Source organism: Rhodosalinus sp. 5P4 (assembly GCF_041365695.1).
In the GTDB taxonomy this organism is placed as follows: Bacteria; Pseudomonadota; Alphaproteobacteria; order Rhodobacterales; family Rhodobacteraceae; genus Rhodosalinus.
In genome coordinates this window covers 202,083-215,119 of sequence record NZ_JBGFSJ010000003.1, presented here as the reverse complement: position 1 = coordinate 215,119, position 13,037 = coordinate 202,083, and the positions used below count along the sequence as shown (strand labels likewise).

11 protein-coding genes are annotated in these 13,037 nt (G+C 69.6%); 6 read left to right on the top strand and 5 right to left on the bottom strand.

Annotated elements, in window-relative coordinates:
- Positions 1-15 precede the first annotated feature (15 nt).
- Positions 16-1,128, bottom strand: coding sequence for a PQQ-dependent sugar dehydrogenase (locus AB6A69_RS06660; RefSeq protein WP_371060183.1), 1,113 nt, complete (start codon positions 1,126-1,128; stop codon positions 16-18).
- A 156-nt stretch (positions 1,129-1,284) separates the two neighbouring features.
- On the opposite strand from AB6A69_RS06660, the gene AB6A69_RS06655 reads away from it, so the two are divergent.
- The 5 genes from AB6A69_RS06655 to AB6A69_RS06635 all read left to right on the top strand — a co-directional run bounded on the left by AB6A69_RS06655 (position 1,285) and on the right by AB6A69_RS06635 (position 6,496).
- Entirely contained in the window at positions 1,285-2,469 is a 1,185-nt protein-coding gene (locus tag AB6A69_RS06655; protein WP_371055439.1) for an ABC transporter substrate-binding protein, read from the top strand.
- Between the two features lie 102 nt (positions 2,470-2,571).
- Positions 2,572-3,360 (top strand): ABC transporter ATP-binding protein, encoded by a 789-nt coding sequence (locus tag AB6A69_RS06650; protein ID WP_371055440.1) that lies wholly within the window; start codon positions 2,572-2,574, stop codon positions 3,358-3,360.
- A complete protein-coding gene (locus AB6A69_RS06645; protein WP_371060182.1) occupies positions 3,357-4,181 on the top strand; it encodes an ABC transporter ATP-binding protein in 825 nt (274 codons plus the stop codon). Before AB6A69_RS06650 ends, AB6A69_RS06645 begins: the two co-directional genes overlap by 4 nt.
- Before the next feature lie 3 nt (positions 4,182-4,184).
- A complete protein-coding gene (locus AB6A69_RS06640) occupies positions 4,185-5,195 on the top strand; it encodes a branched-chain amino acid ABC transporter permease (protein WP_371060181.1) in 1,011 nt (336 codons plus the stop codon).
- Positions 5,192-6,496: a branched-chain amino acid ABC transporter permease gene (locus AB6A69_RS06635; protein WP_371060180.1), complete on the top strand. Its 1,305-nt coding sequence runs from the start codon at positions 5,192-5,194 to the stop codon at positions 6,494-6,496. The genes AB6A69_RS06640 and AB6A69_RS06635 overlap by 4 nt, the downstream gene beginning before the upstream one ends.
- 71 nt (positions 6,497-6,567) lie before the next feature.
- Here AB6A69_RS06635 and AB6A69_RS06630 read toward each other — a convergent pair whose 3' ends face one another.
- Together AB6A69_RS06630 and AB6A69_RS06625 are read right to left on the bottom strand one after the other, a co-directional pair.
- Complete coding sequence (locus tag AB6A69_RS06630) at positions 6,568-8,226, bottom strand: ABC transporter substrate-binding protein (RefSeq protein ID WP_371060179.1); 1,659 nt, start codon at positions 8,224-8,226, stop codon at positions 6,568-6,570.
- A 164-nt stretch (positions 8,227-8,390) separates the two neighbouring features.
- On the bottom strand, positions 8,391-9,938 hold the full coding sequence (locus AB6A69_RS06625) for a helicase HerA-like domain-containing protein (RefSeq protein ID WP_371060178.1): 1,548 nt from the start codon (positions 9,936-9,938) through the stop codon (positions 8,391-8,393).
- A 418-nt stretch (positions 9,939-10,356) separates the two neighbouring features.
- Here AB6A69_RS06625 and AB6A69_RS06620 point away from each other — a divergent pair, with 418 nt between their 5' ends.
- On the top strand, positions 10,357-10,944 hold the full coding sequence (locus tag AB6A69_RS06620; RefSeq protein WP_371060177.1) for an invasion associated locus B family protein: 588 nt from the start codon (positions 10,357-10,359) through the stop codon (positions 10,942-10,944).
- A gap of 23 nt (positions 10,945-10,967) precedes the next feature.
- Here AB6A69_RS06620 and lpxB read toward each other — a convergent pair whose 3' ends face one another.
- Both lpxB and AB6A69_RS06610 read right to left on the bottom strand, forming a co-directional pair.
- Positions 10,968-12,122 carry a lipid-A-disaccharide synthase gene (gene lpxB, locus AB6A69_RS06615; RefSeq protein WP_371060176.1) on the bottom strand — a complete coding sequence of 385 codons (1,155 nt, stop codon included), beginning with the start codon at positions 12,120-12,122 and terminating at the stop codon, positions 10,968-10,970.
- Entirely contained in the window at positions 12,122-13,027 is a 906-nt protein-coding gene (locus tag AB6A69_RS06610) for an LpxI family protein (protein ID WP_371060175.1), read from the bottom strand. The genes lpxB and AB6A69_RS06610 overlap by 1 nt, the downstream gene beginning before the upstream one ends.
- Positions 13,028-13,037 lie beyond the last annotated feature (10 nt).

Below are 13,037 nucleotides of genomic sequence, written 5' to 3'. Positions count from 1 at the left end.
GCACCCTTGCCGGGATCACTCCCCCGGCGCGGGCGTCATGCGGTAGATGGCGCCGTTCGCCTCGGAAATGAACCAGATCGCGCCGTCGGGGCCTTCGGTCACGTCGCGGACGCGCCGCGTCTGGGGCGTGGCGACGCGCTCCGCCTCGGCGAGCGGGCGGCCGCCCACCCGCACCAGGAAGTCCGAATTGAGCGAGCCCGCGAAGATGTGCCCGCGCCATTCGGGCCAGAGCGCGCCGGAATAGATGGCCATGCCCGACGGCGCGATGGAGGGATCCCAGTAGAATTCGGGCTGTTCCATGCCCGGCTTCGACGTGCCCTCGCCGATCTTCGCGCCCGAGTAATGCCGCCCGTAGGAAATCACCGGCCAGCCGTAATTGGCGCCGGGTTCGATGCGGTTGATCTCGTCCCCGCCACGCGCGCCGTGCTCGTGCACCCATAGAGTGCCGTCGAGGTCGAGCGCCGCGCCCTGCGGGTTCCGGTGGCCATAGGACCAGATCTCGGGCTGCGCGCCCTCGACCGAGACGAACGGGTTGTCGGCCGGAATGCTGCCGTCGCGCGCGATGCGGAGGACCGAGCCGTTCTCGACGGACAGATCCTGGGCAGAGGGCCGATCCCCCCGATCGCCCACGGTCACGAAGATGTGCCCGTCGGGCGCCTCGACGAGACGCGAACCGAAATGCCGCCCGCCGCTGCTGCCCGGCGTAAGCTCGAACAGCGTCCGCACGTCCTCGAGCCGCGTGCCGTCCTCGGAAAGCCGCCCGGCGCCCACGGCCGTGCCCGCGCCGCCCCGCTGCGGCGCCGCGTAGGTGAAAAGAAGCTCGCGCGTCTGGGCGAAATCACGCGGCACCATCACGTCGAGGAGCCCGCCCTGCCCCGTCACCGCGATCTCCGGCAGGCCCGTCACCTCGCGGCGGGTTCCGTCCGCACCGATGATCCAGAGCCGCCCCTCGCGCTCGCTGACCACGAACGCGCCGCCCGGCAGGAAATCGAATGACCAGGGCGTTGCGAGACCGTCCGCCACGAGGGCGATGTCGGCGGGGCCGGCCGCGGTGTCGGTGCGTTCCGCACCGGCATGGGCCGCGAGGCCCAGAGCGAGGGCGAGGGAAAGGGCGATTGTCCGACGCATGGGAGCCTCCTGTCCTGCCCGCGAGGATATAGGCGCGCCCGGCGCCGGGACCAACCGGTCGTCGCGGCGGCGGACGCCTCGCCGATCCCGCTTTCCTTTTGGTTTCAGGGTCCCTAGATTGCGCGCGGACAAACTGGTCCAGCAAGGGAGACGGACATGAAAAAGCTTGTGATGGCGACGGCCGCCGCGGCGCTGGCCGCGGGCGCGGCTGCAGCCGAGGATGTTCCGATCGGCGTGATCCTGGGCTTCACCGGGCCGATCGAATCGCTCACCCCTCACATGGCGGAAAGCGCCGAACTGGCGATGACCGAGGTCAACGAGAGCGGCGCCTTCCTCGGCGGCCACACCCTCGTGCCGGTGCGCGCGGATTCGACCTGCATCGACAGCGCCGCCGCCACCGCCGCGGCAGAGCGCCTCATCACCACCGACGGCGTGGTGGCGATCATGGGCGCCGATTGTTCGGGCGTGACAGGCGCGATCCTGTCCAACGTGGCCGTGGCCAACGGCATCCCGATGGTCTCGCCCTCGGCCACCTCGCCCGCGCTTTCCACGGCGGAAGACAACGGCCTGTTCTTCCGCACCGCGCCCTCCGACGCGCGGCAGGGCCAGGTCCTCGCCGACATTCTGGCCGACAAGGACATCACCGAGGTCGCGGTCACCTACACCAACAACGATTACGGCAAGGGCCTCGCCGACGCCTTCGCCGCGGCCTTCGAGGAGGCGGGCGGCACCATCACGCTGGCCGCGCCCCACGAGGACGGCAAGGCCGACTACTCGGCCGAGGTGGGGGCGCTCGCCTCCGCGGGCGGCGAGGTGCTCGCGGTGCTGGGCTACGCCGACCAGGGCGGCAAGGGCGTGATCCAGGCCGCGCTCGACTCGGGTGCCTTCGACACCTTCATGATGGGCGACGGCATGTTCGCCGACAGCCTGATGGACGATCTCGGCCGGGACATGGAAGGTTCCTTCGGCGCGGTGCCGTGGGCCGAGGGCGAGGGCACCGAAGCCTTCAACGCGATCACCGAGGCCGCGGGCATCAACGGCGAAAGCTCCTTCACCCGCGAATCCTACGACGCCGCGGCGCTCATCGCGCTGGCCATGCAGGCCGGCGGCGCGGCGACCGCCGAGGCCGTGGCCGCGAACCTGATGGATGTGGCCAACGCACCGGGCGAGCCGATCCTGCCCGGCGAACTGGCCAAGGGTCTGCAGATCCTGGCCGACGGCGGCGAGGTGGACTATGTCGGCGCGTCGGCGGTGGAGCTGATCGGCCCCGGCGAGGCCGCGGGCACCTACCGCGAATACACCGTGACCGACGGCGATTACGAAACGGTACAGTTCCGCTGAGCCGAAAAGCCTGATAACCGGACGGACAGCCCGGGAGCCTGCGCTTCCGGGCTGTTCCAATAACGCGAGAGCCGCGACCGCGCGGCCGGAGGGACACCTCCCATGATCAAGGTCGAGAACCTGCACAAGCATTTCGGCGGCTTTCACGCAGTCGACGGCGCATCGCTGGGGATCCGCCCGGGGTCCATCACGGGGCTCATCGGGCCGAACGGGGCCGGAAAGACCACCCTTTTCAATGTGATCGCAGGCGTTCTTTCTCCGACGTCCGGGCGCGTGACGATGGACGGCGAGGACATCACCGGGCTGCCGCCGCATGTCCTTTTCCACAAGGGGCTTCTGCGCACCTTCCAGATCGCCCACGAGTTCCATTCCATGACCGTGCGCGAGAACCTGATGATGGTGCCGGGCGGGCAGTCGGGCGAGGCGCTCTGGAACACCTGGTTCCGTCGCGGCCGCATCGCCGCGGAAGAGCGTGCGCTGCGCGAAAAGGCCGACGAGGTGCTCGCCTTCCTGACGATCGACCACCTCGCCGACGAGCGCGCGGGCAACCTGTCCGGCGGGCAGAAGAAGCTTCTCGAGCTCGGCCGCACGATGATGGTTGAGGCGAAGATCGTCTTCCTCGACGAGGTAGGGGCCGGCGTGAACCGCACGCTTCTCAACACCATCGCCGACGCGATCGAGCGGCTGAACGCCGAGCGCGGCTATACCTTCGTGGTGATCGAGCACGACATGGATTTCATCGGCCGCATCTGCGAGCCGGTCATCTGCATGGCAGAGGGCAAGGTGCTGGCAGAGGGCACGCTCGACGAGATCAAGGCCGACGAGCGGGTGATCGAGGCCTACCTGGGCACCGGCCTCAAGAACAAGGCCGCCGCGGGGGCGCAGGCATGAGCGGCGCGGGCTACGACGGACGCGGCAATCGCGACCGCTCGATCACCAAGACTGCCGAGCCCGTGGGCTCGGACGTGGCCGACAACCGTGGCGCCACCCCGGTCCACAGCCGCGACGCCTTCCTGATCGGGGACGGGATGACCGGCGGCTACGGGCGCGGCGCGGACATCCTGCACGACTGCACCATCTCCGTGGACAAGGGCCAGATCGCGGTGATCGTGGGGCCGAACGGCGCGGGCAAGTCCACCGCGATGAAGGCCGTCTTCGGCATGCTCGACATCCACACGGGCTCCGTCCGGCTCGACGGCGAGGACATCACGCGGCTGACGCCGCAGGCGCGGGTGCGCCGGGGCATGGGCTTCGTGCCGCAGAACGCCAACATCTTCACCTCCATGACCGTGGAGGAGAACCTGGAGATGGGCGCCTTCATCCGCGAGGACGACTATTCGGGCACCATGGAACAGGTCTACGAGCTTTTCCCCATCCTGAAGGAGAAGCGCCGCCAGCCCGCCGGAGAGCTCTCGGGCGGGCAGCGCCAGCAGGTCGCGGTGGGCCGCGCGCTCATGACCGAGCCCAAGGTGCTGATGCTCGACGAGCCCACGGCGGGCGTCTCGCCCATCGTGATGGACGAGCTTTTCGACCGCATCATCGAGGTGGCGCGCACCGGCATCAGCATCCTGATGGTGGAGCAGAACGCCCGCCAGGCGCTCGCCATCGCCGATCGCGGTTACGTGCTGGTGCAGGGCCGGAACGCCTATACCGGGACCGGCGAGGAGCTTCTCGCCGACCCCGAGGTGCGGCGCAGTTTCCTGGGGGGCTGAGCGATGGATTTCCTGAACGCGCTCGTGGCGCTCTCCAACTTCGTCCTGGTCCCCGCCATCGCCTATGGAAGCCAGCTCGCCCTCGGCGCGCTGGGGGTGACGCTGATCTACGGCATCCTGCGCTTCTCCAACTTCGCCCATGGCGACACCATGGCCTTCGGCACGATGGGGGTGATCCTTGCCACCTGGTGGCTGCAAGGGCTGGGCGTGAGCCTTGGCCCGCTGCCCACGGCGCTCCTCGCCCTGCCCTTCGGCATCGCCGCCTGCGCGGCGCTGGTGCTCGCCACGGACAGGGTGATCTACCGCTTCTACCGGGCGCAGCGGGTGACGCCGGTGATCCTCGTGATCGTCTCCATGGGGGTGATGTTCGTTTACAACGGGCTCACCCGCTTCGTCATCGGCCCCGACGACCAGCGCTTCGCCGACGGGGCGCGTTTCATCATCTCGGCGCGCGACTTCCGCGACATGACGGGCCTCGACGAGGGGCTCGCCATCCGCACGAGCCAGGGCATCACGGTGCTCACCGCCATCGTCGTCGTGGCGGCGCTCTTCTGGTTCCTGAACCACACCCGCACCGGCAAGTCCATGCGGGCCTATTCCGACAACGAGGACCTCGCGCTTCTGTCGGGCATCAATCCCGAGCGCGTGGTGATGGTCACCTGGCTCCTCGTGGCGGCGCTCGCCACGGTGGCGGGCACGCTTTACGGGCTCGACAAGTCCTTCAAGCCCTTCACCTACTTCCAGCTTCTCCTGCCGATCTTCGCCGCCGCCATCGTGGGCGGTCTCGGCAGCCCGGTGGGCGCGATCGCGGGGGGCTACATCATCGCCTTCTCGGAGGTGATGATCACCTATGCCTGGAAGAAGGTGCTTGGCTATCTCCTGCCGGAGCCCCTGGCGCCCGACGGGCTCGTCCAGCTTCTGGTCGTGGACTACAAGTTCGCGGTCAGTTTCGTGATCCTGGTGATCGTTCTATTGTTCCGGCCCACGGGCCTCTTCAGGGGGAAAGCGGTATGAGGGACACGACCCGCACCGTGGCGATGTTCCTTGGGGTGGCCGTGCTCATCCTCGGCACCGGTTTCGTGCAAAGCTGGAACAGCGCGCTCATCATCCTCAACATGGGGCTCGTCTCGGCCGTCATGGCGCTCGGCGTGAACCTGCAATGGGGCTTCGCCGGGCTCTTCAACGTGGGCGTGATGGGGTTCGTGGCGCTTGGCGGGCTGGCCGCTGTTCTGGTCTCCATGCCGCCGGTGGGCGAGGCCTGGGCGGCGGGGGGCCTGCGCATCCTCGGTGCGCTGGCATTCGCGGCGGCGGCCATCGCCGCGGCGGTGCTGGCATGGCAGCGGATGAAGCCGGGGCAACTCCGCGCCTTCACCGTCTTCGCGATCCTGATCGTCTCCTTCTTCGTCTATCGCGGGATCTTCGATCCGGCGAAGGAGGCGGTGGAGGCGGTGAACCCCGCCGCCACCGGCTATCTCGGCGGGCTGGGTCTTCCGGTCCTGCTCGCATGGCCCGCGGGCGGTCTGCTCGCCGCGGGCGCGGCCTGGCTCATCGGCAAGACGGCGCTGGGGCTGCGCTCGGACTACCTTGCCATCGCGACGCTGGGCATCGCGGAAATCGTCATCGCCATCCTGAAGAACGAGGACTGGCTGGCCCGCGGCGTCAAGAACGTGATCGGCCTGCCCCGCCCGGTGCCCTACGAGATCGACCTGCAGAACGATCCCGGCTTCGTCGACCGCGCCATGTCGATGGGCCTCGACCCGACGACGGCCTCCTCGCTTTACGTGAAGCTGCTTTACGGGGGTCTCTTCGCCGTGGTGCTGGTGATCCTGCTCGTGCTGGCGCAGCTCGCGCTCAACTCGCCCTGGGGCCGGATGATGCGCGCGATCCGCGACAACGAGACGGCCGCCCGCGCCATGGGCAAGGACGTGACCCGCCGCCACCTGCAGGTCTTCGTGCTGGGCAGCGCGATCTGCGGGGTGGCCGGGGCGATGATGACAACGCTCGACAGCCAGCTCACGCCCGGAAGCTACCAGCCGCTGCGCTTCACCTTCCTGATCTGGGTGATGGTGATCGTGGGCGGCTCGGGCAACAATTTCGGGGCCGTGCTGGGCGGCTTCGTGATATGGTTCCTGTGGGTGCAGGTGGAGCCGATGGGCCAGTTCGTGATGGAGGCGGTGACCTCCGGCATGGACGAGACGAGCCCGGTCCGCGCGCATCTGATGGACAGCGTGGCGCATATGCGGCTGCTGACCATGGGGGTCGTCATGCTGGTGATGCTGCGCTTCGCGCCGCGGGGCCTGCTGCCGGAGCGCTGAGAAACGCGAACGCCCGGACCGATCGGTCCGGGCGTTGCGGGTGGCCTTGGCATCATGACGCCAGGCCGATGTCAGGCGGCGAGGCCCAGCTTGTAGACGTGGATCTCGAAGGTGGGGTGCTGCTCTGCCCCCACGACGCCTTCACGGTAATGGCGGAAAGTCGAGCGCCAGTAGGGCTGGATGATGACGCCCTCGTCGCGCATGATCGTCTCGAGCTTCGCCATCGTCTCGCGCCGGGTCTCGGCATCCGCGATCGACAGCGCCTCGGCGAGGGCCGCGTCGAACTCGGCGTTCGAAAAGCCCGACTCGTTCCACGGCTCGCCCGACCGGTAGGCCAGCGCGAGCACCTGCACGCCGAGCGGGCGCTGCGCCCAGTCCGTGGTGGAGAACGGATACTTCGCCCAGTCGTTCCAGAACGTGCTGCCCGGCAGGATCGTGCGCCGGACCTTGATCCCCGCGTCGCGCAGCTGTGCCGCCGCCGCGTCGGAGGTGTTGCGGCGCCAGTCGTCGTCGATGGAGATGAGCTCATGCTCGTAATCCATCATCCCCGCCTCTTCCATCAGAGCGGCGGCCGCGGCGGGATCATGGGTCGAGGGACCGATATCCGCGTATTCGGGGTGGATCGGGCAGACGTGATGGTTTTCCGCCACCGTGCCCCGGTCGGAATAGCCGAGCGACAGGCACACGCTGTTGTCCACCGCGAGCGCGAGCGCGCGCCGCACGCGCGCATCGCCATAGGGCGTGGCCCCGTCCACCACGGCCTGCTGGTTCGGCCGGATCACAAGGGTGTTCGCCGTCACCGCCTCGGATTTCACCCAGCCGATCGCGTCGAGGATCTCGATGAAGTCGCCCAGGCTTTCATACAGCATGTCGACCTCGCCGGAATCCGCCGCGGCGACGATGGAGGACTGGTCGGTGCCGAAATCGATGTACTCGATCCGGTCGAGGGCCGCCTCGCCGATGACCCCCTTGCCCCACCAGTCGTGGGTCTCGTTCTTCACCATGACGGCCCGTATCCCCACCTGGAATTCCTCGGGCAGGTAGGGGCCGGTGCCCTTGGGGGGATCCAGCGGATCGCCGGAAAAATCCTGCGGGACAATGGCCGCGGGGTAGTCCGAGAAGCCCGCGATGAGCGTGATGTCCGGCGTCTGGAGGTTGAGCCGCACGGTCAGCTCGTCCACCACCTCGACCGCGCCGTCGCGCGCCTCGCCGGTCTCGTCGTCGATCAGCGAAGAGACGCGGCTGGCCATCGAATTGCCCTCGACATTGCGTTCGGCCCAGCGGCGGATGTTGAAGGCCACATCCTCTGCGGTGAAGGCGCTGCCGTCGTTCCAGGTCACGCCGGGGCGGACGCGGAGCGTGTATTCGGTGGCGTCCTCGTTCACCTCCCAGTCTTCCAGCAGGATCCCGCGGAACGTACCGTCGCGGTTATACTCGACAAGGTATTCGAGCCATCCGCGGGTAAAGTTCGACATCTGCGGCCAGTCGTAGCTTCGCGGATCCTTTAGCGCCTTGACCGTGCTCTCGATGCGGAGCGTGCCGCCCTCCTGCACCGCCGGCTGGGCGGCCGCCGGCGCATCGAGGCCCAGGAGCGCGTAGGCCGTCGGCGCGGCCACGCCGAGCGCGGTGGCGCGGGTCAGGAACTCGCGGCGTGAGAGCTTGCCTTCCGCAACCTCCCGCGCGTGCATGTGCGCTGCGGGATGAACGGAACGGGACGTGGTGTGCATCATGGCACAAGACCTCCGGGTCATTGACGAAAAATCGGGGAATGCGCCCCTCGGGGCGCGGGCATCGCACATGGTTTTCGGCTGCGGCCCGACCAACATGTCGGACGAAAGGCGATGCGTGGATAGCTAAGCAGAAATCGCCGGTCGGGTGCAAGCGCTGGCGCGCCTCAGCGGCCCCGAAAGAGCCCGCCCAACAGGCCGCGCACGATGCGCCGGCCGCTGGTGCCCGAAAGCTCGTCGATCACCGCGCGGTGGAGCGCCTCGCCAAGCGTGTCCGGCGCGGCCCGCCGGGCGGGACGCGAGGTGGAGCGGCTCACCCCGCCGCCCTTGTAGCGTCGCGCGGCGTTGAACTCGCGCGCCTGCGCGTCCTCCCGGTCCGCGGCGCTCTCGGCCGCCTCCGCCTCCGCCGCCGCGGCTGCGGCGCGCGCGGCCAGCATCTCGTGCGCCGAGCGGCGGTCGACCGCCCTGTCGTAGCGCCCGGCCACCGGCGACGCGGCGATCGTCGCGGCGCGCTCGGCCTCCGTGATGGTGCCGAGGCGCGAGGATGGCGGCCGGATCAGGGTGCGCTCCACCATGCCGGGCACACCCTTCCTTTCCAGAAACGACGTCACCGCCTCGCCCACGCCCACCTCGCGGATCGCGGTGGCGGTGTCGAAGGCCGGGTTTTCGCGGTAGGTCTCCGCCGCGTGCCGGAGCGCGCGCCGGTCCCGCGCGGTGAAGGCGCGCAGCGCGTGCTGCACCCGGTTGCCGAGCTGGCCCAGGATGTCCTCGGGGATGTCGTCGGGGTTCTGGGTCACGAAATAGACGCCCACGCCCTTCGACCGGATGAGCCGCGCCACCTGCTCCACCTTATCGACCAGCGCGCGGGGGGCGTCGTCGAACAGAAGATGGGCCTCGTCGAAGAAGAAGACGAGGCGCGGCTTCTCGGGATCGCCGACCTCGGGCAGTTCCTCGAAAAGCTCCGACAGAAGCCAGAGCAGGAAGGTCGCGTAAAGCCGGGGCGCGCGCATCAGCCGGTCGGCCGTCAGGATCGAGATCCGCCCGCGCCCGTCCGCATCCACCCGCATCAGCTCCGCGAGGTCCAGCGCGGGTTCGCCGAAAAGCTGCGCGCCGCCCTGATCCTCGAGCCCCAGAAGCCGCCGCTGGATCGCCCCGATGGAGGCCGGCGCGACATTGCCGTAGCGCAGCGAAAGCGCCGCCCTGTTCTCGCCCACGAAGACGAGAATCGATTGCAGGTCCTTGAGGTCGAGAAGCGGCAGCCCCTCCTCGTCGGCCAGACGGAAGGCGATGTTCAGCACCCCTTCCTGCGCGTCCGAAAGATCGAGAAGCCGGGACAGCAGCAGCGGCCCCATCTCGGCCACGGTGGTTCGGACCGGATGGCCCTTCTCGCCGTAAAGGTCCCAGAACGTCACCGGGAAGGCCTCGTAGCGGTAGTCGGAAAACCCGATCGTCGCGGCACGCTCGGTGAAGGGGCCGTGCAGCTTCGCCGTCTCGGAGCCCGCCTGCGAAAGCCCCGCCAGATCGCCCTTCACATCGGCGAGGAAGACCGGCACGCCCGCCGCCGAGAACCCTTCCGCCATGATCTGAAGCGTCACGGTCTTGCCGGTGCCGGTGGCCCCGGCCACGAGCCCGTGACGGTTCGCATAGCCGAGATCGAGATACTGCCGCACGGCGTGCCCCGCCCCGCCGCCGCCCATGAAGATCTTTCCTCCCATGGCGCCGTCACCTCCGCTGCCCCGAAAACTGTCATTTGCGGCCATAGTGTCTTAACCATTCCCCCGCATAGTGGGAAGCGTCCGAGGCCCTGGCTCCCCCGGGGCTTCGGCGGACTTCCTCCCTGTCAGACTGGCCGCGCCCTCGGGCGCGGCTTTTTTCATTTCCTTGGAACGTTTTCCCGCCCCGGATTGTCTGTTGACGGAAGCCCGGTTACTTCGTAGCGTCCATCCCAATGACTAAGTCGGCCAGTCCGACGGGGAGTGAACTGGGAAGGGGCCTTCGGGCCCCTTTTCGCGTGGGCGGGCAGGCTGCGGAAATCCGCGCCATGGGGCCGGGCGGCCCGCGATGCCCCCTGACAGGGCACGGGGAGCGTGCTATGCGCCGACGCAGAAACCGACGCAACATGGGGATCCCTTCATGCCAGACTACTTCCGCACCCTGCCCTTACTGGCTTTCATGGCGCTCGCCGCGCCGCTGGCCGCCCAGGAGGACGCGGACGCCGGCGGCGAGAGCGCCCAGCCCGGCGCCGACCTGAGCCTCGGGGAGTCCGACGCCGGGCAGACCTATGTCGCCGCGACGAACGACGCCTGGGAAGTGCAGTGCGTGCGCACCGAGGGTCAGGAAGATCCCTGCACGATGTACCAGCTTCTGATGGATCCCAACGACAACGCGGTTGCCGAGATCAGCCTCTTCCGCCTGCCCGAGGGCGGGCGCGCGGTCGCCGGCGCGACGGTGGTGGTGCCGCTGGAAACGCTCCTGACGGAGCAGTTGCGCATCTCGGTCGATGCGGGCGAGGCCAAGCGCTACCCGTTCTCGGTCTGCACCCAGGTCGGATGCTACGCGCGCATCGGCTTCACCGAGGCGGACGTCGCCGCCTTCAAGCGGGGCGCGGCGGCGACGCTCTCGATCGTGCCCTTCCAGGCGCCGGACCAGACGGTGTCGGTCGAGATGTCGCTGTCGGGATTCACGGCAAGCTTCGACGCGCTGCCCGCCATCGACAACTGAGCCCCCAGGGCGCGCGCCGCCGCTCAGGCGGCACCGAGCCCCTCCAGAACGGCGCGCGCCGCGCGGCGCCCCGGCGGGGGACCGCCGCGGCCAAGCCGGTCCATCGTCACCGCCATGGCCGCGCGCTGCGGTTCGGGATCGTCGAGCACGGTGCAAAGCGCGTCGGCGATCGGCCCGGGCCTGCACTGCGTGCCGATGAATTCCGGCACCACGCGGGTCTCGGAGACGAGGTTCACGAGGTTGACGGAGTCGGTGACCAGCATGCGCTGGATGATGGCGCGCGAGACAAGGCCCATGTCATAGGCCACGACCATTGGCGTATCGGCGGCGGCCAGTTCCAGCGACACCGTGCCCGAGGCGGCCAGGGCCGCGTCCGCCGCCGCGAAGGCCGCACGTTTCTCCGCCGCCGGATCGTCCGAGCGGCGGGGGTCGAGCAACACCGGCGCGCCCGGCCAGTCCCGCACGGTCGCGGCGGCCATCTCGGCGACCGCGCCCGCGGCGGGGACCACGAGGCGCGTGCCGGGCCGCGCCGCCGTCACGCGCCGCAGCACCTCGCCGAAGACGGGCGCGAGCCGCGCCACTTCGCTTCTGCGCGAGCCGGGCAGCACCAGAAGCAAGGGCGCCGCGCCGATGCCGTGGCGGGTACGGAATTCCGCGGCCTCCTCGGGCGCGGCCTGCGGGTCGGTCACGACCGGGTGGCCCACGAAATCGCAGCGCATTCCCGCAGCCTCCATGTAAGGCGGCTCGAACGGGAAGAGGGCAAGCACCTGGTCGACATGGGCGGCCATCTTCGCGGCCCGGCCCGGCCGCCACGCCCAGACCGTGGGCGCGACATAGTGGACCACGCGGATATCGCTCATCTCCTTGACGAGCTTTGCCACGCGCAGGCTGAACTCGGGCAGGTCGATCGTGACCAGCACGTCAGGCTTCGCGGCAACGACGGCCTCGGCGGTCTCGCGGATGCGACGTTTCAGCTGGCGGTATTGCGACAGGATCTCGACGATCCCCATGATCGAGATCTCGTCCATGGGAAAGAGGCTTTGCAGCCCGCGGGCGAGCATACCCTCGCCTCCGATCCCCTCGAAGCGCACCTCCGGCACAAGCTCGCGCAGACCGTCCATCAGCGCGGCCCCGAGCCGGTCGCCCGAGGGCTCCCCGGCAGTCACGAAGACGCGCATCAGGCGGCCCTTTCGCGCACCCAGAGGAACAGCCCCGCCGCGTCGAGGATCTCCACGACCCGGTCGCGCTCCAGCACCAGCACGCCGTCGGCCTCGATCACGATGCCGGAAAGGCCCGCGCGCACCGCGCCCTCGGCCGTGGCCGGGCCGATGGTGGGAAGATCCACCCGCCGATCCTGGTGCGGCTTCGGCACCTTGTAGAGGATGCCGGCCCGCGCGCCGGGCGGGCGCCCGTCCTCGCCGCCCAGCCAGTCGGCCGCCACGCCGAGCGCGTCGCCCACCACGTCGGCGCCCCAGCTCAGCGGATCGACGGCCTCGGAGGTGGGCGGAGGGATCGGCCGCGCGAGCCGCGCCAGCATGGCGTCGGTGCCGTCCGGCCCTTCGCGCGCGATCTCGTGCTCTCCGGCCACGACGCAGGCCTGGCCCACATCCGCCACGGCCATTTCGGCCACGACGCGCGCACCGATCCGCGCCTCGGCCTCGGTGCCGGGGGCGGGGCGCGACCGCGTCGGGACACCCGCCTCGGGCAGAAGCGACGGCGCGGCCTCGTGGGCGCCGAGCACGGTGAAGCCCTGCGCCTCGAAGATCGCCACCGCGCCGCGCAGCGCCCCGTCATCGCCGCGGCCGAGCGCCTCCATCATGACGGGCACGAGCGGCATGGTCGCCGCGTCGATGGCCGCGGGGTCCATGCGCGGACGGCGGATCGCGCCGCAGAAACAGACCTGCGTCGCGCCCTTGCCCCGGAGCGTTTCCAGCAGCGTGCCGAGATGTTCCAGCCGGAAGGTGATGTCGGCGGCGATCCCGTCGGGCGGAAACCCCTCCAGCGCGCAGACCAGCGGGCGCTCTGCCTGCGCCTCCGCCACGGCCCGGGGCAGCGCCCCCTCCCCCGCGATCAGTGCCAGCATCCTCGCGCCC

What these genes read in the sequence shown, in the direction of transcription:
- AB6A69_RS06660 (WP_371060183.1), bottom strand. Translation starts at nt 1,128, where the DNA reads ATGCGTCGGACAATCGCCCTTTCCCTCGCCCTCGCTCTGGGCCTCGCG.
- AB6A69_RS06655 (WP_371055439.1), top strand. Translation starts at nt 1,285, where the DNA reads ATGAAAAAGCTTGTGATGGCGACGGCCGCCGCGGCGCTGGCCGCGGGC.
- AB6A69_RS06650 (WP_371055440.1), top strand. Translation starts at nt 2,572, where the DNA reads ATGATCAAGGTCGAGAACCTGCACAAGCATTTCGGCGGCTTTCACGCA.
- AB6A69_RS06645 (WP_371060182.1), top strand. Translation starts at nt 3,357, where the DNA reads ATGAGCGGCGCGGGCTACGACGGACGCGGCAATCGCGACCGCTCGATC.
- AB6A69_RS06640 (WP_371060181.1), top strand. Translation starts at nt 4,185, where the DNA reads ATGGATTTCCTGAACGCGCTCGTGGCGCTCTCCAACTTCGTCCTGGTC.
- AB6A69_RS06635 (WP_371060180.1), top strand. Translation starts at nt 5,192, where the DNA reads ATGAGGGACACGACCCGCACCGTGGCGATGTTCCTTGGGGTGGCCGTG.
- AB6A69_RS06630 (WP_371060179.1), bottom strand. Translation starts at nt 8,226, where the DNA reads ATGATGCACACCACGTCCCGTTCCGTTCATCCCGCAGCGCACATGCAC.
- AB6A69_RS06625 (WP_371060178.1), bottom strand. Translation starts at nt 9,938, where the DNA reads ATGGGAGGAAAGATCTTCATGGGCGGCGGCGGGGCGGGGCACGCCGTG.
- AB6A69_RS06620 (WP_371060177.1), top strand. Translation starts at nt 10,357, where the DNA reads ATGCCAGACTACTTCCGCACCCTGCCCTTACTGGCTTTCATGGCGCTC.
- lpxB (WP_371060176.1), bottom strand. Translation starts at nt 12,122, where the DNA reads ATGCGCGTCTTCGTGACTGCCGGGGAGCCCTCGGGCGACCGGCTCGGG.
- AB6A69_RS06610 (WP_371060175.1), bottom strand. Translation starts at nt 13,027, where the DNA reads ATGCTGGCACTGATCGCGGGGGAGGGGGCGCTGCCCCGGGCCGTGGCG.